The following is a 24,002-nucleotide window of genomic DNA, read 5'->3' as shown; positions in this document are numbered from 1 at the left end:
CCTTAAAGTGGCATTCATTAGAATTTCCATTTGTTTTCATTTATAATAGAAAAATATTTAGATTTCCTAATCATTTTACATCGTTTTTGGGAGGATTTATATGGCTCAAACTATAGCAAAAAAACAGAATGCAGGCTCTGAGAAGATTTGGTCTAGAGATTTTGTGCTCATATTGATGTCCAACTTTTTTATTTTTCTCGGATTTCAAATGACATTGCCCACGATCCCTCTTTTTGTTGAAAAATTGGGAGGGAATGACCAGCTGATCGGGATTGTAGTCGGCATCTTTACATTCTCTGCTCTGCTATTGCGTCCTTATGCAGGACATATGCTGGAGACAAAGGGAAGGCGTTTTGTCTATTTAACGGGTCTTGCGATTTTTGTTCTTTCGGTTGGTTCATTTGGATTTGTTAATAGTTTAATCTTCTTATTTGTCTTAAGGATTGTCCAGGGATTTGGATGGGGTTTTTCAACTACAGCCTCCGGAACGATTGCCACCGATTTGATACCTGCTAAGCGGCGCGGGGAAGGGATGGGCTACTTCGGTCTTTCCGGGAACATAGCCCTGGCTTTCGGCCCCACCCTGGGACTGGCGCTTGCCGGAGTTATATCTTTCAAACTCTTATTTTTAATTTGTGCCCTGCTGGGTTTAGCCGCACTGGTATTGTCATCTAGAATCAACTACAAGCAGGCTGAAAAACAAAGTGTTCCCCTTAAGCGATGGGATATCTATGAAAAAAGTGCCTTAAGGCCATCATTTCTTTTATTTTTCATTACCGTTACCTTCGGCGGCATCGCTTCGTTTCTTCCAATATACTCTGCCCAAAAAGGCATAGGCGGAATACACTGGTATTTCCTGCTGTTTGCGATTGCCTTAATGATTTCCCGGACGTTTGCCGGCAGATTATATGATCAACGGGGGCATCAGGCTGTGTTTTTACCTGGTGCGGTGCTGATTTTAGCAGCCATGTTCCTGCTGGCATGGCTGCCTAACAGCATGATCATGTATATAGCGGCCATTTTTTATGGTCTAGGGTTCGGATCAGTCCAGCCTGCCCTTCAGGCCTGGTCTGTAAAAGAAGCGCCTGCCAATCGGCGCGGGATGGCTAATGCAACATTCTTCTCCTTTTTTGATCTTGGAGTTGGGATAGGTGCAATGGTCTTTGGCCAAATCGCCCATTTGTTCGGCTACAGCAGCATTTATATGACAGCAGCCGGTTCGGTAGGGATCTCCATACTATTATATATCTGGATACTGATTACAAAACGAGGTTAATGAGAAAGACGATTTTCCTAAGAGATGCGGAAAATCGTCTTTTTATTATGCTGAGTTTTCCAGCAGGTGCACCGGGTTTGGACTCTCACACCAGGTTTTTCGATTTCTCTGTCCGAAGGTGTGCCGGGTTCGGACTCTCACACCAGGTTTTTCGATTTCTCTGTCCGAAGTTGGCCCAGGTTCGGACTTTCACACCGGGTTTTTCGACTTCTCTGTCCGAAGTTGGCCCAGGTTTGGACTCCCACACCGGGTTTTTCGACTTCTCTGTCCGAAGTTGGCCCAGGTTTGGACTCCCACAACAGGTTTTTCGATTTCTCTGTCCGAAGTTAGTCCGGGTTCGGACTCTCACACTAGCTGCACGAACAAAAAAACCTGCTATAATGCTTTCACCATCCCGCCATCGACCAAAATGGAGCTTCCCGTCACATAGCTGCTTGCGTCGGAAGCCAGGAAAGTTACGACGTTCGCAAACTCTGCCGGGGTTCCATATCTGCGCAGCGGGATATTGCTTTTGGCTCTTTCTGTAACTTCTTCTTTGGAGATGTTTTGCCGGTCCGCGTTATGCTGATCCAGGTAATCAACCCTGTCTGTCGCAATCCTTCCCGGAGCTACTGTATTGATTAAGATATTATAAGCTGCCAATTCCTCAGAGAGCGTTTTGGTCATTCCGACAATGCCCAAACGGAATGTATTCGAAAGCAGAAGGCCTGGTATCGGCTGTTTAATGCTTGAAGAAGCAATATTAATAATCCTGCCGCCATTTTTCTTTAATTCGGGAAGCGCCTCCCGGATCAGCCTTACATGGCTTAATAGATTTAATTGAAACGCTTTTTCCCAATCTTCATCTGTCAGGGATTCAAACGTTCCCCGGGAGGTCCCCCGGCATTATTGATCAAAATATCGATTCCGCCAAGTGTTTCAGCTGTATATTTGACTAACTGTTTGATATCTTCCGGATTGGTAACATCTGCACGGTGATACTCAACATCAACATTATATTGGTCACGGAATTCCTTTTGAACAGCTTGCAGTTTTGCTTCATCCCTGCTTGTAATCATCACATTGGCGCCTTCCTGTGCAAGCTGTGCCGCAATTGCTTTACCTAGTCCCTGGCTTGAAGCCACTACTAGCGCTTTTTTATTTTTCAGGTTTAAATCCATCACCATTTCCTCCTATTGTTTCACGCAAAGTGCCATCCATTCATCCACTTTAAAGGATTGCACCCTGCCATCATGAAATTCGATTTGAAAGTAATCTGCAGCAGTTCGATCAGCCTGCAAAATATAATCTTCGACTGACTTAATCTGTTCGTCACTTTCGGCTGTCCGCCTTACCCAGGACGGGAATTCAAATATTTTCTTTCTGCTCTTCGAGTTCGTTTCATGCAGCCCTGAAGCAGCAAATAGCTTTCTCCACTCTCCTGTCGACAAACACCGGCAATGACTGTCATCCCGCAATTTCTCAACAGTGTTCATAAAGCCAGCCAGCTCTTTTTCTTCAGGTGATACGTTATCGATCAACAGGAAATGACCGCCTGGTTTTAATACCCTCCCGGCTTCCGAAATGAACTTTTCCGGATTGGGAAAATGATGGGGGGCTATCCGGCAGGTTACGGCATCAAAGTACTTATCCAGAAATGGCAAATCTTCAGCATCCGCGAGGACATACCAGATATTTTTAAAGCTTTCCAGATGGCGTGCAGTATTGGCCAGCATTTCTTTTGTCAAATCAGCAGCGAAGACCTGGGAAACAAAAGGTGCCAGACTTTTGGCCACATGCCCTCCTCCTGTGGCGATATCCAGCACCACCCAATCTTTCTGCGGATTCAGAGTTTGAACGAGCTGATTAAGCTCAGCCGCATCTCCATGAATTTTGCTTGTCACATATTTTTCTGCATTTTTACCGAAAGTATTTTGTACCTTTTTCTTTACCTCGTCCTTTTCCATATAAATCACCCTCATCAAAAATAGGATCAGCTCTACTATTTATGTTCTATATAAATCCCTATATTCCTGTCAGTTTAATAGAAAAAGAGCCTGCCACATGGTAAATGGCAGGCTTCCGATTATCTTGCAGGTACAAGAATAAGCTTTCCTTTTGTTTGCCTCGACTGCATCCGCTCATGTACCTTGGCAGCATCCTCCAGAGGATGGATTTCCCCAATTGTCAGCTTCAGCTTTCCTGCAGCTGCATATGTCAATAATTCCTTCATACTCGGCTGCAGCAGTTCGGGTTTTCTCATAATCTGCGGAAGGAAAAATCCGATGACTGATTGGTTCCGACCCATTAGGGATGACGGATAAAACCGGCTTTGCTCCCCGCTTGCCACACCATATATGACAAGGCGGCCAAAGGTGGCAAGGCATTTCAGAGTTTTATTAAAAATTTCCCCGCCTGCCATTTCGAGTGCAACATTCACACCTTTTCCGCCTGTTGCTTCCAGCACTTCATTTTCCCAGCCTTCTTTTGTGTAGTTTACGAGAACATCCGCACCCATTTCTTTCGCAAGCTGAAGTTTTTCATCGGTGCTGGCAGTGGCGATGACGGTACCTGCACCGAATAATTTTGCGAGCTGAACAGCAAGTGTTCCTACACCGCCTGCCGCTGCATGGACAAGGACGCTTTCACCCGCTTCAAGTCTGCCCATCGTTTTTAGTATATGATAGGCACTCAAGCCCTGCAGAGGCAGAGCAGCAGCCAGGTTGAAATCCAATCCTTCCGGCAGGGGAATCAGCCCTCTTTCATCAGCTAATAAATACTCCGAGTAGCCGCCTGATTCAATTAACGTAACCACTCTTGTGCCAACAGGAATTTTCGCATCTTCACCTGCTGCAGCGACAACACCTGCCACTTCAGCACCAGGAATGAACGGCAGAGGTGTCGGCACGACGTATTGCCCTTCTCTTCTTGCGGTATCTGCATAGTTCACCCCAATGGCATGAACCTCAATTAATACTTCACGTCCTGTCGGCTGAGGCCGGTCAACCTCGATTAAGTTAAGGACTTCAGGTCCTCCATACTCTTTGAATTGGATGGCTTTCATTTTAAAACACTCCTTCTCTATATATCTAGCAGCAATACTCGCCTTTATCATATACAAGCTCAGCGATCCTTCTGTTTCTCGCACTTTCCTTCCCAAAGGAACTGAACCTGCCGCATTCTCGGATGACTAATCCGATCAACTGATCTCTTTTCCCTTCAGAAGCCAATTCTGACACAAGCTGACGGGATAGTCTTTCTGCATCCCATATCGCACCTTCGATAAACGTTCTTGTCTGAAGAATCTTCAATTCTTCTTTTTCTTCACCATTTTCCTGAATAGCTTTATAAGTACGATAGACAGCCGATTCTGAAGCATAAAGGGCAATGGCCAGATCGGCGAGCTTCATAAGTGCTTCCTGTTCATGAGCAAGTGAGCTGCCAAATGCTTCGTAAGCGAGTCCGGCGTTTAACAGGAATAGGTTTCTCATCGTATTAACCGCTGCTCTTTCTTTCTCAAAAATGCCCTGGCCGATTGGTTCAGGTTTGCTCAACTGAACAACAGCCTCCTCCACTCTTGCGGCTAAATCGATATCACCCTTCAATGCTTTACGGAAAAGGTGTGTAGGAATCAGCAGTCTATTAATCTCATTTGTTCCCTCAAAAATACGGTTAATGCGGGAATCACGATACATTTGTTCCACTCCGTATTCCTTGATGAATCCTGCTCCGCCATGAAGCTGCAGTACTTCATCTGCCGCATAGTCGAGCGTTTCCGATCCAAACACCTTGCAGATCGCACATTCTGTGGCATATTCGCTCATTCTTTTTCCAATAAGTTTTAAATCAGATGAATCGTATAAGTCTGCTAATGATTCTTCCAGCAGGTTTGCAGTACGATACTGCAGTGATTCAGCAGCGTAAATTCTACCTGCCATTTTTGCGATTTTTTCCTTGGTAGCTGGAAAATCAGCAATGGATTTTCCAAATTGCTTTCTTTCCCCTGTGAATTGTATAGCTTTCTTCAATCCGGTTTTGGATGCCCCCATGCAGGCAGAACCTAAATTGAAGCGGCCCAGATTCAGGACGTTCAGAGCAATAATATGGCCTTTGCCCACTTCGCCAAGCAACTGATTGGCTGGCACAGGACAATCTTCAAAAATGACCGATCTTGTTGAAGATCCTTTGATGCCCATCTTATTTTCTTCCGGACCAAGGGAAAGCCCTGGTGTATCGCGCTCAACGATAAACGCGGTAAAATGCTGGCCATCCACTTTAGCGTAAACAATAAACGTATCTGAAAATACAGCGTTAGTAATATAAATTTTGGTGCCATTTAAGATATAATGTGTTCCTTCCTGATTCAGAACAGCTGTTGTCTGGGAGGAAAGGGCATCTGAACCTGCGTTCGGTTCTGTCAGGCAGTATGCCCCAATGTACTCCCCAGAAGCAAGCTTCGGCAAATATTTTTCTTTCTGCTCCGGTGTCCCAAAGTAAGTAATAGGGAGGGTCGCAATACAGGTATGGTTGGAGTGGGCTACCCCATAACCGCCTGTTGAGGCAATGCTTTCACCGACAATCCCCTTACTGATTTTATCCAGGCCCAGACCGCCGTATTTTTCAGGGATGCTATGTGCAAGCAAGCCAAGTCCCCCCGCCTTCCTCAGCAAATCCGTAACCAGCTCAAAGTCCTGGTTTTCAATCCGGTCCTTTTCAGGCTGTACCATTTTTTCAGCAAATTGTTTAGCGGTTCTGCCAATCAAGATATGCTCATCTGTAAAATCTTCTGGTGTGTAAAGTGTTTCAGGATTAAGCTTTGTGAACAAAAAACCCGCACCGCGATTAGCTGTTTTTACTTCTTCCATTTACGGATTCACTCTCCTTCTAAAGCGGTCTGATGGAACCGCTCTGCCATTTTTCAGAATGGGAACAATCGCTTCCATGTCAATCTGTGATGCGAACTCTAAATCTTCTGCCAGCCCGTGCCGGGCAAAAAGCCTGCCTACCCTGGATGATGACAGAATGTCAAATGCGCTTCCTGATGCATCCCGGTAAAAATGCAAAGCAGCTTTTGCAGAATCAGTCATATTCCATTGATCATGATCGGTTAAGCAATCGATAAAGTGCCCTGCACCGTAAAAGTCCTCCAAACTGAGTTCCCCCGAATTTCCTGAGCATACAACGATGACTGTCTCAGCTTCTCCCTTTACGGATTCTGCAACTGCCCGATTGTTTAATAGCGAGCTGATATAGACTTTTGAGGCACAGGCTGATTTTCTTAAAGCTACCGTTCCATTTGTTGTTGTCAGGATCAGTTTCCTGCCATCTATCACTTCACGGATGCGGCTCGGAATGGGATACACGCATCCTTCAATCGGCTTCCCATGAATCTCGCCGGCAAGGACAAATGTCTCCGGCTTCATGCCTGCTGTAACAGTCATCCCTTCCGTAACATCCAATACAGGGATGACTTCTGCAGCTCCTTCTGAAAGAGCTGCAGTAATCGTCGTGGTCGCGAGAAGAATATCCAAAACGACAGCCACTTTACTGCTTTCTCTTAATTTCTCTTCTGAAATATCCTCTTTCTTTAAAATCACATGAACTTTTTTCATCTCAGTTTTTCTCGTTTGCAGCCTTTACAGCATGTTTCAGGAGCACTTTAACAAATGTATGGAATTGTGAAAAACGAGCATCGCCTGTTTGGCCTTTCTTGTAGCGATAATAGATTTGCTGGCAAATGACGGCGAGCTTGAAGTAAGCAAATGTTAAATAAAAATTCATGCTGCTGAGATCTCGGCCAGTCTTTTTAGCATATGCCTCCATAAATTCTCTGCGCGAGTAAAAGCCGTTTAGAACAGTTACTGGCGGTTTGCCTAAGCCAAACTTCAGCAGATCTGGATCATCCCCCTGAATCCAATAGCTCATCGCTGCACCAAGGTCTGCCAGCGGATCGCCAACAGTTGCCATCTCCCAGTCAAACAGGCCTGCCATTTCTGTCAAATTTTCATTAAACATTGCATTGTTCAGTTTGTAATCATAATGGATGATGGAAGGTTCCGGACTTACTGGGATATGATTGGTCAGCCACTTTTTCAATGTATCCGCCTCAGAAACTTCCTCCGTCTTGGCCCGTTCATACCGGCCAATCCAGCCATGCACCTGCCTTTCCATAAATCCATCAGGATTGCTGATTTCAGCTAAACCTGTCCTTTTATAGTTAATGGAATGAAGTTCGGCAAGTTTATCAACCATAATTTGAGACAGCCCTCTGCAAACTCCCTCGTCTGGTGCAACTCCTTCAGGGAATGAGGTATCTAAAACAATTCCATGCCTTCTTTCCATAATGAAAAAAGCTGCACCGGCAATTTCTTTATTATCTGTGAAAAGAAGCGGCTTCGGAGCTTCCTTGAAAAAGGGGCTGATCTCAGAAATCACTCTGAATTCCCTCTCCATGTCGTGAGCTTTCGGTGCAACAGGTCCAAGCGGAGGCCTGCGGAGCACAGCTTTCCATTCTCCCATTTTCAGCTGATATGTCAGGTTGGAGTGGCCAGTGGAAAACTGCAGAATCTCGAGTGGTTCATTTGGAAGGTTCCCAATCTCGCTCCGCAGGAATTTTTCCAGTGCAGCTGTATTTAATTGTTCCCCTTTTCTCACAGGAATGGTATCCTGGCTCATTTGCTGGGGCATGTAACTCCTCCTTTTTAAACGAAAATTCAGTTTCTTTAAGTTTAAGTTCCCCTTGAATTTTGGTTAAGACCTTCGCGAAGAAGATCAGGTATGACAGCACTCTCCTGTTTGCTGAAATCAAAATAGACGATGATGGCGCTCCCTTTGGCAATGAGACCGCCCGTCTGGCTACAGACAATTTCATGGTTCAGCTGAAAGCTTTTCCTGCCGATTCTTGATACCCACGTTTTTACCGTAAGGATTTGGTTAAAATACCCCTGGCTTAGAAAGTCGCACTTAGTGGAGGCCAGGATAAAGCTCCAATTTTTCACATCCATGCTGTAGCCGAGTGTCTCGAAATACTTTACACGCGCTTCTTCAAGATATATAAAATAACTGGTATTGTTGATATGGCCAAGTGCATCAGTCTCGCAAAACCTCACTGTTACCTGCATTTCGTGCATGGTGCCACCCCTTAACTCTTAATCTTACTCGAATGATATTCGTACCACCCCTTGCCTGTCTTTCTGCCTAATTCTCCCTTTTCCACTTTTTCAGCAACACAGGCAAACGGTTTATCGGCAGGATCTCCCGTCTCCCGATAACGCTGATCCATTACATAATAGGCGACATCGAGTCCGGATAAATCCATAAGCTCAAAAGGGCCAATTGGGTGATTCAATGCTTTCCGGCAGATGACATCAATATCTTTATAGTCTGCAATTCCCTGTTCAAACAGAGCCACTGCCTCTTTTTGGAGCGCACCGAGAATGCGGTTTGCTACGAATCCGGAAATTTCCTTTTTCAAAAGGACGGCTGTCCTATTGATTTTTTTACAGACTTCCATAGCTATTTGGGCGGTTTCTTCAGATGTCTGTTCACTCATTACTACTTCCACACAATCCATAACGAGAGGCGGGAAGAAGAAATGCATATTAACAACTTTTTCTGGCCGCTCCGTTTTACCAGCTATTAGACTATTCACGATTGTTGAACTATTGGTCGCAAAAATGGCATGTGGATCGGCATACTGCTCCAGCTTGCTGAAGACCTCCTTTTTTACATCAAGTTTTTCGGTTACTGCTTCAATAATCAAGCCGGAATTCCTTACACTTTCTTCAAGGCTGGTGGAAAAGCGCAGCCTATTAAATGCAGAAGCTTTAGCATCTTCGGCAAGTTTCCCCTTGGAGACCCATTTAGACATAATCGTTTGAAGCTTTGCCTCAGCATCCTGCAATGCGTTTTCGTTCAAATCCTGGATAATTGTTTCAAATCCTCCAAGCGCACAAAGCATTCCGATCTGGTGGCCCATCTGCCCGGCACCGATAACCGTAATTTGCTTAATATCATTTACATTCATCTTTTCTCCTCCTTATACTGACCAGTTGGTATGTCTTAAAAATTATGTTTTAATAGATTGTTATAGCTTATTTATACTGCCCGTTGATTTCCGCTGCAGTCACTTGCTTTCCGCGGGGAGGAACGGGAGCCTCCTCGGCTTCGCCTGTGGGGTCTCCCGCTCCCTCTCCTCCCGCAGGAGTCAAGTGTCTTCCGCTACAATCAACTCAGTATCTTAAAATATAGTTCCCGTCCTATGTTGTTACCTACTAAAAAATAGAGACAAAGAATTATCTTTATTTTCCCTACTTTAAAAGAATTTCGATTTACATCTCGATCCCCTTTAAGATCATTTCCGTAAATATCTCCGCCACTTCCCGGTCAGATATAGATCCATCCGGATTGAACCACTGATAGCTCCAGTTAGTGACGCCCAGGATGCCAAAGGCAATAATCGGAGAGTTGAGATTCGCACGGAACTCTCCGTTCTGTTTGCCTTCTTCTATTAATTTTTCGATATTCAGCCTGAACTGATCTCTTTTCGGAATGATTTCCGATAAACTTTCGTCACTGAGGTTGCGCATTTCTCTAAAAAAGACTTTCGCGCTGGCTCCCTGTGTTTTGATATTGCTGAGCAGCATTTGAACAATCGCAAAGAGTTTTTCTTTGCTGGATTTTGAATCATCCCCGAGGATTTCGTGCTGATTGTCCAGCATGTCATCAATGTAGCGAAGATGGATGTCCATCAAAAGTTCTTCTTTGCTGGAAAAATAGTAATAAAACGTCCCTTTCGTCACACCAATACTGTCGACAATATCCTGAATTGATGTCTCGCTGAAGCCTTTCTGATCAAATAGCCGGATGCTCTTTTCAGTAATTTTTTCTTTCAATGTTAGTCCCCGCTTCTGTTAGAAAATATCGACAGAATTATATCATAAAAATCAGTGGCTCCGGACCTCATCCCGCAAAGCCCGGCGAAGGATTTTTCCGACATTTGTCTTTGGAAGCTCCTGGCGGAATTCTACGGCCGATGGAATTTTATAGGCAGCCAGGTTCTGCTTGCAATATGAAATGATATCTTTTTCGCTCGACGATTTGCCAGCTTTCAGTACGATGAAAGCTTTTACTGTTTCACCCCGGTACGCATCCGGGACACCAATGACTACTGCCTCCTGAACTGCAGGATGCTCATAGAGCACTTCCTCGATATCGCGAGGATATATATTATATCCGCTTGCAATAATCAGGTCTTTTTTACGGTCGACAATATAAAGGAAACCGTCATCATCCATTCTTGCAATATCACCTGTGTAGAGCCATCCATCCCGTAATGTGACGGCCGTCTCCTCAGGCATATTCCAATATCCTCTCATGATCTGCGGTCCCTTGATGATGACCTCTCCGAGTTCTCCATTCGGAACTTCTTCTGTTCCTGTGGCCAAATCGACTACTTTATAATCAGTTGAAGGAAAACCAATTCCGACACTTCCAGGCTTTCGTTCTGAAAAAGGAGGATTGCAGTGGGTTACTGGGGAAGCTTCGGATAAACCATAGCCTTCGAGTATTTTGGCTCCTGTCTTTTGTTCAAAATCGCGAAGCAGTTCGACAGGCATTGGCGCGCTTCCGCTATTGCAGGTTTCAATGCTGTCAATGCCATATTCCTCTGCACGCGGATGATTGGTGATAGCCACATACATGGTTGGAACACCCGGAAATACAGAAGGCTGCTCATTTTTAATCGTATTAAGCACTTCCTCCAAATCAAAGCGAGGCAATAAAATAGATTCATTGGCGGTATAAATGGCAAAGTTCATGCAGGCAGTCATTCCAAAAACGTGGAACAGCGGAATGACGGTTAAGAATTTTTCCCCGCCTATTTTGGTTCTTTCTTTAAAAAATTCATAGGACTGAACCACATTTGCGAGAACATTGTAATGTGTCAGCATGGCTCCTTTAGATCGGCCGGTTGTACCGCCCGTATATTGAAGGACGGCTATATCCTGTTCAGGCTCAATGTTTACCGGGGTGAATTGTCCTTTGCCTTCATGTAAAAAACCTTCAAAGGTTTTATCAGGAGAAAAATCTGCATTTGATTGCTGGAGACTGACAACAATTATATTACTTAATTTCGTTTTGCTCTGTACTCCTTTTACGCGTGGATATAACGCATCAAAGACGATAAGTGTCTCAGCACCCGAATCATTCATAATATACTCTATCTCGCGCTCAACCAGCATCGGGTTTACTTGAGTAACGATCGCTCCCGCTGCAAGGGTGCCATAATACGCAATTACATATTGCGGGCAATTGGGCAGCATGATGGCAACACGGCCGCCTTTTTGGACACCATTTTTCTGCAGTGATGCAGCAAATCCATAGACGGCTTTTTGAAGTTCCGCATAAATCATTTTTCGGCCATAAAAAGATAAAGCTGTATTCTGCGGATACATCGCTGTCACTTCCTGCAGCATCTCAGGCATCGACTTGCTGGGAATGCTAACATCGGCTGCAATTGATTCAGGATAGTGGGCATGCCAGGTTTTCTTCTCGCTCATTATTAATCCCTCCAAAATTTGCCGTTTTTACATTGCATGTGTTCCGCCATCGACAATTAATACGTCTCCCGTCACATAATTTGAAGCATTGGAAGCCAGGAACAAAGCGGCGCCTTTCAAATCGTCAGCAGAACCAAAGCGTCTGAGAGGTGTCGCCTCCAGAATTGGATTTTTCCCATGCTCAATAATCGCTGCTGACATTTTAGTAGGGAAAAACCCTGGGGCTATGGCATTCACATTGATGCCATACCTGCCCCATTTTACAGCCAGATCCTTTGTCATCGTAATAACAGCGCCTTTGCTTGTGTTATATCCGATCGTATCCATCACCCGGGGATCAGTACCGCCAAGTCCGGCAACAGAGGCAATATTAATGATTTTTCCGGACTTTTGCTCAATCATGATATTACCTGCAGCCTGGCTCATTAAAAACGTCCCTGTCACATTCACATTGATAACTTTATGCCAGGCTTCAAGCGGCATTTCTTCGGCAGGTGCTCCCCAGGTGGCACCGCTGTTATTGACAAGAATATCAATGCTTCCAAATTCCTTAACCGTTCTATCGACCACTTTATGGACGTCCTCGGGTTTGCTTATGTCACAGGAAAGAGCTAACGTTTTCACGCCAAGTTTGGCGAGACGATCAGCTGTTTCCTGACATGTCTCCACCTTTCTTGAACAAAGAACGATATTCGCCCCTGCCTCGGCAAAGCCTTCCGCAATCTGGGCACCGAGCCCTCGGCCTCCTCCAGTAATCAGTGCCGTTTTCCCGGTTAGGTCAAATAAATCCATTACGTTCATATGGCTCCCCGCTTTCCCTATTGGTATTTTTTCAACTCAAGTTTAGCAATCTGTGCCCGATGGACCTCATCTGGCCCGTCTGCCAGCCTCAACGTCCTGGCATTTGCCCACAAGGCCGCAAGCGGAACATCGTCAGAGACTCCTGCTGCGCCAAAAGCCTGAATCGCCCGGTCAATTACCTTAAGTGCCATGGATGGAGCCACGACTTTGATCATAGCAATCTCTGTTTTCGCCGCTTTATTTCCGGCTGTATCCATCATATGGGCCGCTTTAAGCGTTAATAGTCTTGCCTGCTCAATTTCAATTCGGGAATCCGCAATCCATTCCTGGATGACTCCCTGATTAGAGAGCGGTTTTCCAAAGGCGACGCGATTTTGTACACGCTTACATAATTCTTCAAGAGCACGCTCTGCTGCCCCTATTAGCCTCATGCAATGATGGATGCGTCCTGGGCCAAGCCTTCCCTGCGCAATGGCAAACCCTTTCCCTTCACCCCAAATCATATTTTCAGCGGGAACTCTGACATTGTCGTATGTAATTTCAGCATGACCATGGGGAGCGTGATCATAGCCAAACACCGGAAGCATCCTCTCTATTTTTACTCCTGGCGTATCAAGTGGAACAAGAATCATAGATTGCTGTTCATGACGGCTGGCTGCTGGATCGGTTTTTCCCATGACGATCGCTATCCTGCATCTCGGATCTCCCGCCCCTGAGGACCACCACTTCCGACCATTAATGACATACTCCGTACCTTGCCTTTCAATCCGTGCTTCAATATTTGTAGCATCAGAAGAGGCAACATCCGGCTCTGTCATTGAAAAACAAGATCGTATTTCCCCTTCTAAAAGAGGCTGCAGCCAATCACTCTTTTGCTGATCGGTGCCATATCTTGCGAGCACTTCCATGTTTCCGGTATCAGGTGCATTGCAATTGAAAATCTCCGGTGCAATCATGGAACGCCCCATAATTTCGCAAAGTGGAGCATAGTCCACGTTCGTGAGACCAGCCCCATACTCGCTTTCCGGTAAAAATAGGTTCCATAGCCCAGCATCTTTCGCCTTGCGTTTCAACTCTTCCATAATGGGCGGAATAGCATTCCAGCGGCTTTCCTGTTCATTCAATTGCTGTTCATACAGAGTTTCGTTCGGATAAACGTTTTCTTCCATAAACACATTTAATTTTCTTATGAGCTCCTGTACTTTTGATGAGTAAGAAAAATCCAAATTCCATCCCTCCTTCACTTACTGACCGGTCGGTATGTTACAAGTTTAGTATAAACAATCTCGAAAAAAATTCAACTTATTTTCAGAAAATTTATAATTTTGTTGTTTTCCACTCCCACCCAATGCACTGTTTTTATCGAGTAAAAGCTAGGGAATTTTCGCTAGTTACCTGCCATTCTATTTCGTTTTCCGAATAATATTAGAACTAAGCACCTATAATTCCTTCCTTTTAAACAATTCATCTATTAAACTACTGAATTTATACTATTCTAAATTTTTTGACACTCAAAACATTCTTCATCTATTATTGATTTAAAATTAGAAGAGGAGGAAACTAGCCGATGAAGAAACTAGTAAAAAAACGCACTATTCCTGTACTCCTGTCTGCTGCATTATTGGCTGCACCTGCAGTTCAGGCAGAAACTCCCTATTACGGGAAATCATACAGCCAGCCTGAACAAGTAAGACACCTCTTTCCTGAAATTGAGGTGATAGACAAGACTCCTGCCTTTTCAAGGGACGGTGATGCTTTTACTTCTCAAGAAGAAATGATGGCCTACATAAAACAGCTCAAAGCTAAAAGTCCTTACCTAACTGTTAAAACAATCGGAACCTCTCAAGAAGGCCGTGAAATACCTGCCCTTTATTTCACAAAGGATAAGCATATTAGGTCGGGCTATTTATCAAAAAAGCCGATTGTATGGGTTCAGAGCCAGATCCATGGCAACGAGCCTGCCAGCGGTGAATCTATCCTGGCCTTGGCCAACAGACTTGCCGGTGAATTGGGCAAGGAGATTTTGGACGATATCAATGTGATCGTTATTCCAAGGGTAAATCCTGATGGCTCTTATGATTTTAAAAGACAGCTGGCCAATGGGCTGGATGGAAACCGTGATCATATAAAACTTGAATCTCCAGAGGTACAGGCCATTCATGAAGAATTCAATAAATATTCACCGGAAGTGGTGATTGATGCTCATGAATATTCTGTTTACAGCAGTGCTTTTAATCAAGTTGGTGAACAGGGCGCTTTGAAGTTCCACGATATTCTGATCCAGTCTGGCCGGAACCTCAATATCCCTGAAAAAATCCGTCAAGCATCTGACAGTTTATTTGTCGGGCCTGCCATGGAAGAGCTTGAGAAAAATGGCATTTCCGCAGAAATTTACTATACAGCAGGCCTGGATGACCAAGGTGAAATTGAAATTATCGAGGGTTCCACTGAGCCAAGAATTGGCCGGAATTCATTCGGACTTCAGCCAGCATTCTCCTTCCTGGTAGAAAGCAGAGGCATTGGCATCGGACGTGAAGATTTTGCGCGCAGAGTGAACGCCCAAATTGCCACTCATGAAAGCATTCTTAAGCAAACGGCCAATCATGCAAAACAAATTAAAAATCTAGTAGCATTAGAAAGACTTAATCTTATCAAAAAAGGCTTAATGCTAAATGACAATGATCCAATAATCATTGATAGCGAAAATAAAGAACTGGAGAATGAAACACTGGAAATGGTAGACATAGCAACGGGCACAGTTCAGGATATCCCAGTTAAATACTTAAGTGCTACTGATGCAGAACCAACATTGGTAAGGGATAGACCTACCGCCTATTTAATAAAGCCAGGTCATGAGGAAATCACTGAAAAATTAATGGATCAAGGTTTAAAGGGCTTTAGACTTCCGAAAAATGTCAGCCTTCCAGCTGAAGCCTTTACAGTAACTTCTAAGGAACCGGCAGGCAATTATGAAGACAGGGAGCTTGTTGAGGTTGAGACTGAGGTGACTAAGAAGGACATCACCTTCCCGAAAGGAACTTATGTATTTCTGACCGCACAGCCTCAAACAAATCTGCTTTCCCTGTCGCTTGAGCCTGAATCAGTAGACAGTTATACGACCTTCGGCTACGTCCTTTCTGAAGTTGGGCAGGAATTGCCGATTTACCGCTTCACCATTGATCCGAAGAAATCAAACATGAAACCGTTTATGAAATAAAAGAAAAATGACTGACGCATCATGATAATTAGTTCTGTTTGTGTGAAGAAACTTTGTAAATAGTATATAAATTAGCATATCAATTTGTAATTGATATGCTTTTTTCATTGGTACATCAACTTTTATAAGGAAATATATTTAAATAGCAATGTAAATAATGAAATTATATAAAAAAATGCACTTTTACTAACGAAGCCGGATTGTAACTTTATATTTAACGGAAATGCGTTCCGATATATTCCGTATAGAAAATATCGAGTGAATTATGATTTTTATCGTTATTATATATTTGTGAAGGGGGAAATGAATGTTACAAGAATTCAATCATTTGATGGATTATATTGAGACACATTTAACCGAAGAAATTTCCGGAAAGCAAATATCAAAAATTGTAGGGCTATCTGATTATCATTTCAAAAGAATGTTTTCATATATGGCTGGAATGTCATTGAATGAGTACATCAAAAATAGGAGATTATCAGTTGCAAATGTTGAACTGATTAACGGAGCAAAAGTAACAGATATTGCCTGCAAATATGGTTATCAATCCATTGAAGGTTTTTCAAGAGCCTTTCGTGAATGGAGCGGATTCTTGCCTTCAGAAGTAACTAAAAACAAAATTCAAAAATCATTTCCCAAATTCTCATTCTTTATTGATATAAGAGGAGGAATTTCAATGGAATTCAAGATTGAAAAGAAAGAGATGTTTAATATTGTTGGTGTATCGAAAAGGGTGCCTATTCAATTCGAAGGTGAAAATAATGCTATCATAGAACTAGCGAAGACAATTACCGAACAACAAAGAAATCAAATGCATCAATTAGCGGATTTATATCCTCATCAAGTGTTGAATGTATCGTATGATTTTGATGATGGTTTTTTAGAAGAAAAAGGGTATTTAACACATATGATAGGATTTGCAACTACAAAAGAAAATCCCTTCGATCATTTAGAGCAAATTACTATTGAAGAAAGTTTATGGGCCATTTTCCCTAACCAAGGACCATTTCCTTCTACACTTCAAGAAACTACCGCAAAAATTTATTCTGAATGGCTGCCTTCATCAGATTATGAACCAGCAGAACTACCTGGGATTTCATTTACAAAGTACAACGGTACATCGGAAAATGTATATAGCGAGGTTTGGATGGCAGTAAAGAAAAAAGTTAACGATACACCTTGATGATTATTCTATTTACAGAAATGTTTTTCGAATATCTCACATTAAAATAAAAAAGGTTGGGGTTTCCTTTAATGTTGACCCCACCCTTTTTTTATCTCAACTGTTATTTACCCTGTGTTTTCGGATTTGCTACACATTATCTGAACTACTTTGGATTATTTATCAGCCTTTTTCTGTATTAGTGCTTTATGGCCTCAGTTGCTGCTTTATATTCTTCATACCAATTTTTCCATTCGTCTTTCCGGCTGCCATCTTTTACTCCATCAAGCAGACGTCCAATCACATTTAGACACACATGCCATCCTGCAAGATCCTTTGGTGTATGATCTGTGATTTCACTGATTTTTTCAATTAAAATCAGCTCTGTCCCGCCCATGAATTCATTAAGCTCAAAGCGGACAATATCATCACCCCATGTGTATTCAAGGATCGCAGGCTTTTCAAACCCGAGGATTTCCATTTCCTCAAAGCTGCCATCACCCATATCAAATTTGAATTTTCCACCATTCTTTAATTCCTCAGCCTGCAGCTCCGGAAACCATTTTTTCAGCTGATTATTGTCAGTAAGCATCGCCCAGATTTCTTCCCTGGGATGTTTCAGGTTTCGTTCAAAGACAGCAGTATAGCCATTTGTTTCTTTTTTAATAAAGCTTTCATACTCTCGTCTCCTTTTTTGCATGATTTGTCCTCAAAATACTGCATAAAATTAACCTTTAACCAATTGGCGTCCTTTTTCCTTTATTAACCCTGCACCCATCAATCCAATCAATGAAAAGATGACCGGAATAATAAATCCATACTGGTATCCTGCTTCAAATGTATCCAAAACTTTTCCGAAAATAAATGGCAGCAAAACTGCGCTCAGAAAGCCGCCGGTGTTGGCAAAACCTGAAACGACACCTACATCTCTAATGTCAAATGATTTTCTGACAATCGCAAAAGTCAGTGTACTTGCACCATTCCCATAACCCATGATCAGGAAAAGAACAATCAGGAGCAGATATGGAGGTTTGCCCTGGAATACAAGAAAAACTGCCCAACCGAGAACGACGATTATGTGGGCAAAAAGATAAGGGCGTTTGATGCTGCCCATCCGTCCTGATATGAAGCTCATTAACGGAGCACCAATAATTGCCCCAATCAGTCCAATCATGACTAGCTGGCTGGATTCGGAACGGGTCAAATCATACATTTCCATTCCATATGGCACTGCCCATGAACCGATGAAGCCAACATAAGTACCAACCACGCCAAAGTGACACAAAAACGTGGCCCATGCCTGACGGTCAGAAAAAATTCTCTTTAATATGTTTGCTGTTTTCTCTGCTGGCTCCTTTTTACCTTTTGTTTTCTTAGGTTCTATGCCCATCCGGGAAGGCTGCAAAATTAAAATGAAATACAGCAATAAGGAGAGGATGGTCAAAATAATGCCCACTGCCAAAAACGGAATGCGCCAGCCCCATATGGAAATCCAAATGGAAAATGGCACAGTCGCGAGCAAAAATCCAAAGCTCCCCGACATGCCCGCAAAACCAAGCAATTTTACAAATTCATTTACCTTAAACCATCTGCCTAAAATGATGACAACGTTAATCCAGATTGTCGCATCACCTATTCCGACTAGCATTCTTGCCGCGAAAAGGATGTATTCATTCGCAGCAAAACTGAATAATAAAGTCCCGATTCCGTTAAGAAGAGTCCCGGAGATTAAAAACACATTAGGACCAAAACGGTCGGATAATATTCCAATGGGAACCTGCAGGCTGGCATAGGCGAAAAATTGGATGCTCGTAAGGAGCCCAATGGCCGCAGCTGTCACGCCGAATTCCTTCATTAATTGATCAGTAATTAAACCGGGAGCTGTCCTTTGGCTCACGATTAAAAAGTATGTAAATAAAACCGCTCCAAAGACAAGCCACCTGTATTTGCTTTTATGTTTCTCCACTGCCCTCTGCTCCTATTTTCTAAAGAATACCATCCATTATACGCTAAAAAGGCAACTGTCTTCCACTGCGTTAAAGCAATGGAACGACAGGTGCCTTTGGCCTAATTATTCTTTTACAAGATTCTTTGTGCTTCTTACTGTATCGATCGGACGGACATAGCTTTCGATTTGGTCCCTTTTCGGCTCCAGGAATGGCGGCAGGGACAATTTTTCCCCAAGTGTTTCATATGGCTCGTCACCCATGAATCCAGGGCCATCCGTCGCGAATTCAAATAAAATCTGCGGAGCAACCCGGGAATATAAAGAACCGAAGAAGAAGCGATCCACAAATCCTGAAGTCTGGAAGCCAAAGCCTCTCAAATGCTGATCCCATTCCTCGAGAACAGACTTATCTTCCACGCGGAATGCTGCGTGATGGACTGTTCCATAGCCCTGGCGCGCCTGGGGAAGAGACGGGTTATATTCCACTACCACCTGTGCCCCATTTCCCCCTTCACCCACTTCGAATAAATGGAAATCTCCTTCTTGAGCAATTTCCTTAAAATGCAGCACCTTTTCCATCATTTCCTTAAAGTAATCAAATTGAGCTACTCTTACAAAAAGCGGTCCCAGACCAGTGATCGCATATTCTAGCGGAACGGGCCCGTTCTGCCAAGGTGTGCCTGATGGTACTCCTTTATTGTCCTCATCCGAGATCAATTGGTATTTCTGATCATCAAAATCCGTGAATGACAGGGTTTTTTTGCCGAACTGCTCTTTGATGCCTGAATGTGGAACCTCTAAGCGGTCAAACCGCTTTACCCAATAATTGAGTGCTTCATCTGTCGGAACCCGGAATGAAGTTTTCGATATTTCATCCGTTCCGTGAGATCCCTGTGGAATACCAGGAAAATCAAAAAATGTCATATCCGTTCCCGGACTTCCTGTATCATCCGCAAAAAATAAATGATACGTTTGAATGTCATCCTGATTTACGGTCTTCTTTACTAAACGCATTCCTAATGTATAAGTGAAAAACTCATAATTTTTTTCCGCACTGCTTGTAATGGCTGTAACATGGTGAATACCTTTTAAATGATTCAAGTGAACTTCCTCCCCGTTGTTATTTATCTTAAAATAAAATATCTTTAATTCGAGATAATTTTACTTTATCACGGCTTTCTGATGGTGTCAATATCACCGGGGCTTTAAAAAAAGGATTTTATGATGTCTTCCTCATGATGGCATTCCTTACAGATGTATTCAATTTCCAGTGCATCTTCCCTGGCGATGTGGACAGTTTCTTTTCCGCAGACTTCGCAAAATCTCTTTTCCGTAATTTCTTTCATTTTTACATCTCCTGTTAAATATGTCGTTTATCTTGGTTTAACCAGAATTTTGATTTCTAAACACAAAAAAACCAGCTCCCCTTGGGAACTGATTCAGTTTACGTATGTACAGCCGCCATTGCCGTAAATAATGATAAGAAAGTTTTAAACCACCACTCCTCAAAGTGGGTGTTCGCAGAAACATTCCTGCCTGTCCTCCTTGTCGTATAGACGGAGGCCTGTCATTCCCGTTTCAATGTAAAACTCCCTATTACAGCTTAAAGGTTAAAACTTTATTATGATTACGAACAATGCAGCTTGTATTAATATATTAACGGATTCTGGCGGATTTTTCAATGGGCATGCTCATTCATTTGTTATAAACAATAATTTGAGTTCTTTAACAGGGGTTTAAAGTTGTTTGTTGAATATTTTACACTAATGAAACGATCGGGGGATTCTATATGAAAAAACTCCATAGCCTGGTATCCGCAATTGCCATCTTTCTTCTTATCGGATGTTCAAAGGATGTCCCAAATGAGCTTGACCTGAGCCAGCTGACTAGAGTTGATTTTACAAGTGGAAACAGTGATGAAGAAATCATAATAACAGAAAAAGAAAAGATTAAAACCATAAGAGATATAATTGGGGAAATTGAATGGGAGGAAAACATAAAGCCCCAAATGGATGAAAATGAAGATGCTATAGCCACTTTATTCTTTACATACGATAAAAATATGCCAGAAAGTTTAACTGAGTATTTAATATGGTTCAACAAAGAAGAAGGATCTGCAGTGATTTTTGACAGAGACAAGAATGCTTTAGGAACCTTAGGGAAAGAAAAGTCTCAAACATTAAAAGAGCTCCTGATTAAAAAGTAGAGAGCAGGTCTGCCATGAGACCATCACGGCGACCATTTTCTCTGCTTCCTCTCAATTTTCGGCTTCATGAGCGCTCCATGGCGATCGTTTTCTCCGCTACCTCTCATTTTTGGGCTTCATGAGCGCTCCATGGCGACCGTTTTCCCCACTACTTCTCATTTTTCGGCTTCAGGGGCCTTCCATGGCGACCATTTTCTCTTGCTCTCCTTATTAGGAAGTCATAGGCCCTTCTATAACAACTGCTTTTTTTGCTCTGCAACAAGCAGGGGATCTTAAGCCGTCCCCTTGGCAAGTCCAGCCAATTTGCAATCCATCCACCATTATTAGCAATTACCTTTTTAATACATCTCAAGAATAGGCTTCAGAATAGACGCAGATACTTTACCTTTTCCTTTATGAAAGGAAATCGGTGCTACTCCTTCAATTATTTAGTGACAGCTGCCCGCTTGCTCTTTTTTGCATCTTTGCAGTTCTGATTTTCTTGATGTCCCGCTTCATCAGCAGTGAGACGATGAAGCCGATGGCAAGCATGGTGCCAAACACATAGAAAGTAATCGTATAGCTTTGCGTATTTTCATATATGCTGGATACGAGCATTGGGCCGACTACTCCCGCGATGGACCACGAGGTAAGCAGATAACCATGAATCGCGCCAAGCTGTTTGGTTCCAAACAGGTCTCCAATAAAGGCCGGAAGGGATGCAAACCCGCCTCCATAGCATGAAACAATGATATAAAGGAATACAGAGAAGATAAAAGAGTTTGTGATGAATGGAAGAATGAAGAATGCAGCAACCTGTATCAGGAAGAAGGTCATATATGTATTTCCTCTTCCAAGGTAATCCGATGCAGATGCCCAGCCAATTCTTCCCCTCCATTAAAGAGGCCCATTATGCCGACGATGCCTGCAGCCGTGATCGCGCTTGCCCCAGTGATTTCCTGGGCCATTGGTGCGGCAACTGAGAGAATCATGATGCCTGCAGAAATATTGATGAACATCATAATCCATAGAAGCCAGAAACGCTTCGTCTTAATCGCTTCATTGGCAGTCAGCTGTGCCAGATCTGCCTTTACCGGCCGCTCTTCCCTGTTCTCCTCCATTCCTTCAGGTGCCCATCCTTCAGGCGGTTTTACAATATAAAGCGCTCCCAAAATCATTAGAATAAAATAACTGATTCCCAGGACATAGAAGGTTGTCGGAATCGAAGTTGCAATCATTAATCTGCTTGCAATGGGGCTTGTGATCAGGGCCCCTGCACCAAAGCCCATAACTGCCATTCCTGTGGCAAGTCCCCTTCTGTCAGGAAACCACTTAACCAATGTGGAGACAGGTGCAATATAGCCGAAGCCGAGGCCCAGTCCCCCAATGACACCGAAGAAAATGAGGAATAGGACATAGTTCTCCAATTGTATGGCGAATCCGGACCCAATAATCCCAATTCCAAAGAAGACTGCGGCAATCATGGCTGAAACTCTTGGTCCCCGCTTTTCCACAAACCGGCCAAAAAAAGCTGCCGCAATCCCAAGGATAAAAATCGCAATGGTAAATGCCAGTGAGACGTCGGTTTTTTCCCAGCCAAGCGTTTCTTTCAATGGGTTTTGATAAACACTGTACGCATACACCGAACCAATTGATAAATGAATGGCGACAGCTGAAAGGGCAATCAGCCATCTATTCTTGTTCGCCATAAATAACCCCTTTCCTGAATATTGTTTTATTTATAAGCTCCATGCTATTTTTTACCTTCCCAAAAAAGCCTGCCTCTAATCCTTTTAGAGACAGGCTTTCCGAAAATCATCCTGAGACAAACCCTTTTTTTAATAAATAGATTTCTGTTCTGTAATTATTTACAGCTTCCTCGAATGGCAGTTCTCCCGCAAATTTTTTCACGATATTGTGGAATGTGACAGAGGAAATGATCTGCATCATATGAAAAATTTCATGCTCGTCCTGTATATTCAGCCGCTCCTTATTAATCAGATTGCTGATTTTCTTGAAATCCTCATTCAGGTCATTTTCACCGAAGCTTCTTGCCATAACATTTTCGATTCGATGCGTCATATTAAGAAATAAGTTCCTCAGAAACTGCAGATTTTCTTTTTCCTCTGTAATGATGGTTGTATAAAAGTCGATCATCGCATCAAAAATATCGCCATTATTTTTGCGCAGCATTTCAAGAAAGTGTAGCTTATAAGCAGAAACATGGCTATTCAATAAGTAGAAAAACGCATCTTCTTTGTCATCAAAATACTGATAAAAGCTGCCGCGGGGGATTTTGGCATCTTTTATGATATTGGATATGGATGCCTGATAAAGCGGGACGCGGGCAAATTCCTTTTTGGCCGCATGGACTAAGTTTTCTCGTTTGTCTTCAGCCAAATTGAAAAAGTTATTTTGGGCAATTCCGGTTCCTCCTTACTGCCAGTCTCTTTTTTCCTCCTTTAAGAATTGGATAAAATAAGGGACTGCCTTTCTGGGATTCTCATTGATCAATGCTTGATATCTCGTTTTAATAGGGTCAGAAGCCCATTGGCTCTTAGTAATCCGTTCTTTAATATACTGTGAGCTCAGCTTTTGAATTTCCAGCTGCTGATGTTTCCCTTCTTTAGAAAGCGCGAAACCGAGCGCACCAATGATGGCGTAAATCAGAATGGTTAACGGCGAAGTTTTCTCATCCTGAACGGTGAAAAACAAGGTCATGAGATTGATTAATGACAGAATAATCAAGGGTGTTGACCAAAAAATATATCTGGATGCTTTTTTCATAATGGGAGATATTTTTTCTTCTAGCTGCTCCAGTTCTCTTTTTACGAAATTCGGCATATCTGTCCACACTTGCATCTATTTCGTCTCC

21 protein-coding genes, 1 other RNA gene and 2 pseudogenes are annotated in these 24,002 nt (G+C 43.0%); 4 read left to right on the top strand and 20 right to left on the bottom strand.

The features are described from left to right. Window positions 1-100: 100 nt before the first annotated feature. Window positions 101-1,276: an MFS transporter gene (locus M5V91_RS07525; protein ID WP_009334372.1), complete on the top strand. Its 1,176-nt coding sequence runs from the start codon at window positions 101-103 to the stop codon at window positions 1,274-1,276. Window positions 1,277-1,651: 375 nt separating this feature from the next. On the opposite strand, the pseudogene M5V91_RS07520 reads toward M5V91_RS07525, so the two are convergent. The 12 genes and pseudogenes from M5V91_RS07520 to M5V91_RS07465 all read right to left on the bottom strand — a co-directional run bounded on the left by M5V91_RS07520 (window position 1,652) and on the right by M5V91_RS07465 (window position 13,841). Beyond that, window positions 1,652-2,436 (bottom strand): annotated as a pseudogene (locus M5V91_RS07520) (SDR family oxidoreductase). A gap of 12 nt (window positions 2,437-2,448) precedes the next feature. Then, the gene (locus M5V91_RS07515) at window positions 2,449-3,222 is read right to left on the bottom strand and encodes a class I SAM-dependent methyltransferase (RefSeq protein WP_217024643.1); all 774 of its coding nucleotides are present in this window, start codon (window positions 3,220-3,222) and stop codon (window positions 2,449-2,451) included. A gap of 119 nt (window positions 3,223-3,341) precedes the next feature. Next, entirely contained in the window at window positions 3,342-4,319 is a 978-nt protein-coding gene (locus M5V91_RS07510; protein ID WP_071156095.1) for a quinone oxidoreductase family protein, read from the bottom strand. A gap of 25 nt (window positions 4,320-4,344) precedes the next feature. Then, on the bottom strand, window positions 4,345-6,120 hold the full coding sequence (locus tag M5V91_RS07505; RefSeq protein ID WP_251174529.1) for an acyl-CoA dehydrogenase FadE: 1,776 nt from the start codon (window positions 6,118-6,120) through the stop codon (window positions 4,345-4,347). Then, on the bottom strand, window positions 6,121-6,867 hold the full coding sequence (locus M5V91_RS07500) for a 2-phosphosulfolactate phosphatase (protein WP_251174528.1): 747 nt from the start codon (window positions 6,865-6,867) through the stop codon (window positions 6,121-6,123). It lies immediately after the preceding gene. A 1-nt stretch (window position 6,868) separates the two neighbouring features. Beyond that, complete coding sequence (locus M5V91_RS07495; RefSeq protein ID WP_009334366.1) at window positions 6,869-7,942, bottom strand: phosphotransferase family protein; 1,074 nt, start codon at window positions 7,940-7,942, stop codon at window positions 6,869-6,871. A gap of 41 nt (window positions 7,943-7,983) precedes the next feature. Further along, entirely contained in the window at window positions 7,984-8,385 is a 402-nt protein-coding gene (locus M5V91_RS07490) for an acyl-CoA thioesterase (RefSeq protein ID WP_251174527.1), read from the bottom strand. Between the two features lie 11 nt (window positions 8,386-8,396). Further along, entirely contained in the window at window positions 8,397-9,281 is an 885-nt protein-coding gene (locus tag M5V91_RS07485; RefSeq protein WP_251174526.1) for a 3-hydroxyacyl-CoA dehydrogenase family protein, read from the bottom strand. Between the two features lie 304 nt (window positions 9,282-9,585). Further along, on the bottom strand, window positions 9,586-10,149 hold the full coding sequence (locus tag M5V91_RS07480; protein WP_251174525.1) for a TetR/AcrR family transcriptional regulator: 564 nt from the start codon (window positions 10,147-10,149) through the stop codon (window positions 9,586-9,588). A 51-nt stretch (window positions 10,150-10,200) separates the two neighbouring features. Further along, window positions 10,201-11,814: a long-chain-fatty-acid--CoA ligase gene (locus tag M5V91_RS07475; RefSeq protein WP_251174524.1), complete on the bottom strand. Its 1,614-nt coding sequence runs from the start codon at window positions 11,812-11,814 to the stop codon at window positions 10,201-10,203. 27 nt (window positions 11,815-11,841) lie between these two features. Beyond that, window positions 11,842-12,615 (bottom strand): SDR family oxidoreductase, encoded by a 774-nt coding sequence (locus M5V91_RS07470; RefSeq protein ID WP_251174523.1) that lies wholly within the window; start codon window positions 12,613-12,615, stop codon window positions 11,842-11,844. Between the two features lie 17 nt (window positions 12,616-12,632). After that, on the bottom strand, window positions 12,633-13,841 hold the full coding sequence (locus M5V91_RS07465) for an acyl-CoA dehydrogenase (RefSeq protein WP_251174522.1): 1,209 nt from the start codon (window positions 13,839-13,841) through the stop codon (window positions 12,633-12,635). A gap of 341 nt (window positions 13,842-14,182) precedes the next feature. On the opposite strand from M5V91_RS07465, the gene M5V91_RS07460 reads away from it, so the two are divergent. Together M5V91_RS07460 and M5V91_RS07455 are read left to right on the top strand one after the other, a co-directional pair. Beyond that, entirely contained in the window at window positions 14,183-15,832 is a 1,650-nt protein-coding gene (locus M5V91_RS07460) for a M14 family metallopeptidase (RefSeq protein WP_251174521.1), read from the top strand. A gap of 307 nt (window positions 15,833-16,139) precedes the next feature. Then, window positions 16,140-17,015 carry an AraC family transcriptional regulator gene (locus M5V91_RS07455; RefSeq protein WP_019383130.1) on the top strand — a complete coding sequence of 292 codons (876 nt, stop codon included), beginning with the start codon at window positions 16,140-16,142 and terminating at the stop codon, window positions 17,013-17,015. Between the two features lie 178 nt (window positions 17,016-17,193). Here M5V91_RS07455 and M5V91_RS07450 read toward each other — a convergent pair whose 3' ends face one another. The 5 genes from M5V91_RS07450 to ssrS all read right to left on the bottom strand — a co-directional run bounded on the left by M5V91_RS07450 (window position 17,194) and on the right by ssrS (window position 20,590). After that, window positions 17,194-17,694 carry an SRPBCC family protein gene (locus tag M5V91_RS07450; RefSeq protein ID WP_284521959.1) on the bottom strand — a complete coding sequence of 167 codons (501 nt, stop codon included), beginning with the start codon at window positions 17,692-17,694 and terminating at the stop codon, window positions 17,194-17,196. 27 nt (window positions 17,695-17,721) lie between these two features. Beyond that, a complete protein-coding gene (locus M5V91_RS07445) occupies window positions 17,722-18,960 on the bottom strand; it encodes an MFS transporter (protein ID WP_009334357.1) in 1,239 nt (412 codons plus the stop codon). Between the two features lie 105 nt (window positions 18,961-19,065). Beyond that, window positions 19,066-20,043 (bottom strand): ring-cleaving dioxygenase, encoded by a 978-nt coding sequence (locus M5V91_RS07440; RefSeq protein WP_009334356.1) that lies wholly within the window; start codon window positions 20,041-20,043, stop codon window positions 19,066-19,068. A gap of 104 nt (window positions 20,044-20,147) precedes the next feature. Beyond that, a complete protein-coding gene (locus M5V91_RS07435; RefSeq protein ID WP_019383132.1) occupies window positions 20,148-20,288 on the bottom strand; it encodes a hypothetical protein in 141 nt (46 codons plus the stop codon). A gap of 105 nt (window positions 20,289-20,393) precedes the next feature. Next, a non-coding RNA gene (ssrS, locus tag M5V91_RS07430) (6S RNA) lies at window positions 20,394-20,590 on the bottom strand. Between the two features lie 141 nt (window positions 20,591-20,731). On the opposite strand from ssrS, the gene M5V91_RS07425 reads away from it, so the two are divergent. Then, a complete protein-coding gene (locus tag M5V91_RS07425) occupies window positions 20,732-21,148 on the top strand; it encodes a hypothetical protein (RefSeq protein WP_009334355.1) in 417 nt (138 codons plus the stop codon). Between the two features lie 420 nt (window positions 21,149-21,568). Here M5V91_RS07425 and M5V91_RS07420 read toward each other — a convergent pair. The 3 genes and pseudogenes from M5V91_RS07420 to M5V91_RS07410 all read right to left on the bottom strand — a co-directional run bounded on the left by M5V91_RS07420 (window position 21,569) and on the right by M5V91_RS07410 (window position 23,989). Beyond that, window positions 21,569-22,836: pseudogene (locus M5V91_RS07420) on the bottom strand (L-lactate MFS transporter). Window positions 22,837-22,942: 106 nt separating this feature from the next. Then, window positions 22,943-23,527, bottom strand: a complete 585-nt coding sequence (locus M5V91_RS07415; RefSeq protein ID WP_439649962.1) for a TetR/AcrR family transcriptional regulator — start codon at window positions 23,525-23,527, stop codon at window positions 22,943-22,945. 36 nt (window positions 23,528-23,563) lie between these two features. Further along, the gene (locus M5V91_RS07410) at window positions 23,564-23,989 is read right to left on the bottom strand and encodes a DUF5392 family protein (RefSeq protein ID WP_071156109.1); all 426 of its coding nucleotides are present in this window, start codon (window positions 23,987-23,989) and stop codon (window positions 23,564-23,566) included. Between the last annotated feature and the right edge of the window lie 13 nt (window positions 23,990-24,002).

Source organism: Cytobacillus pseudoceanisediminis, from assembly GCF_023516215.1.
In the GTDB taxonomy this organism is placed as follows: domain Bacteria; phylum Bacillota; class Bacilli; order Bacillales; family Cytobacillaceae; genus Cytobacillus; species Cytobacillus pseudoceanisediminis.
The sequence above is the reverse complement of the archived record's forward strand: the minus strand, read 5'-3'. Positions and strand labels throughout refer to the sequence as shown.

Bases quoted from the DNA above. Each gene is read 5' to 3' on its own strand.
- M5V91_RS07505 (WP_251174529.1), bottom strand. From the start codon at position 6,120: ATGGAAGAAGTAAAAACAGCTAATCGCGGTGCGGGTTTTTTGTTCACA.
- M5V91_RS07475 (WP_251174524.1), bottom strand. From the start codon at position 11,814: ATGAGCGAGAAGAAAACCTGGCATGCCCACTATCCTGAATCAATTGCA.
- M5V91_RS07515 (WP_217024643.1), bottom strand. From the start codon at position 3,222: ATGGAAAAGGACGAGGTAAAGAAAAAGGTACAAAATACTTTCGGTAAA.
- M5V91_RS07525 (WP_009334372.1), top strand. From the start codon at position 101: ATGGCTCAAACTATAGCAAAAAAACAGAATGCAGGCTCTGAGAAGATT.
- M5V91_RS07460 (WP_251174521.1), top strand. From the start codon at position 14,183: ATGAAGAAACTAGTAAAAAAACGCACTATTCCTGTACTCCTGTCTGCT.
- M5V91_RS07485 (WP_251174526.1), bottom strand. From the start codon at position 9,281: ATGAATGTAAATGATATTAAGCAAATTACGGTTATCGGTGCCGGGCAG.
- M5V91_RS07425 (WP_009334355.1), top strand. From the start codon at position 20,732: ATGAAAAAACTCCATAGCCTGGTATCCGCAATTGCCATCTTTCTTCTT.
- M5V91_RS07435 (WP_019383132.1), bottom strand. From the start codon at position 20,288: ATGAAAGAAATTACGGAAAAGAGATTTTGCGAAGTCTGCGGAAAAGAA.
- M5V91_RS07470 (WP_251174523.1), bottom strand. From the start codon at position 12,615: ATGAACGTAATGGATTTATTTGACCTAACCGGGAAAACGGCACTGATT.
- M5V91_RS07510 (WP_071156095.1), bottom strand. From the start codon at position 4,319: ATGAAAGCCATCCAATTCAAAGAGTATGGAGGACCTGAAGTCCTTAAC.
- M5V91_RS07455 (WP_019383130.1), top strand. From the start codon at position 16,140: ATGTTACAAGAATTCAATCATTTGATGGATTATATTGAGACACATTTA.
- M5V91_RS07450 (WP_284521959.1), bottom strand. From the start codon at position 17,694: ATGCAAAAAAGGAGACGAGAGTATGAAAGCTTTATTAAAAAAGAAACA.
- M5V91_RS07495 (WP_009334366.1), bottom strand. From the start codon at position 7,942: ATGCCCCAGCAAATGAGCCAGGATACCATTCCTGTGAGAAAAGGGGAA.
- M5V91_RS07500 (WP_251174528.1), bottom strand. From the start codon at position 6,867: ATGAAAAAAGTTCATGTGATTTTAAAGAAAGAGGATATTTCAGAAGAG.
- M5V91_RS07490 (WP_251174527.1), bottom strand. From the start codon at position 8,385: ATGCACGAAATGCAGGTAACAGTGAGGTTTTGCGAGACTGATGCACTT.
- M5V91_RS07410 (WP_071156109.1), bottom strand. From the start codon at position 23,989: ATGCAAGTGTGGACAGATATGCCGAATTTCGTAAAAAGAGAACTGGAG.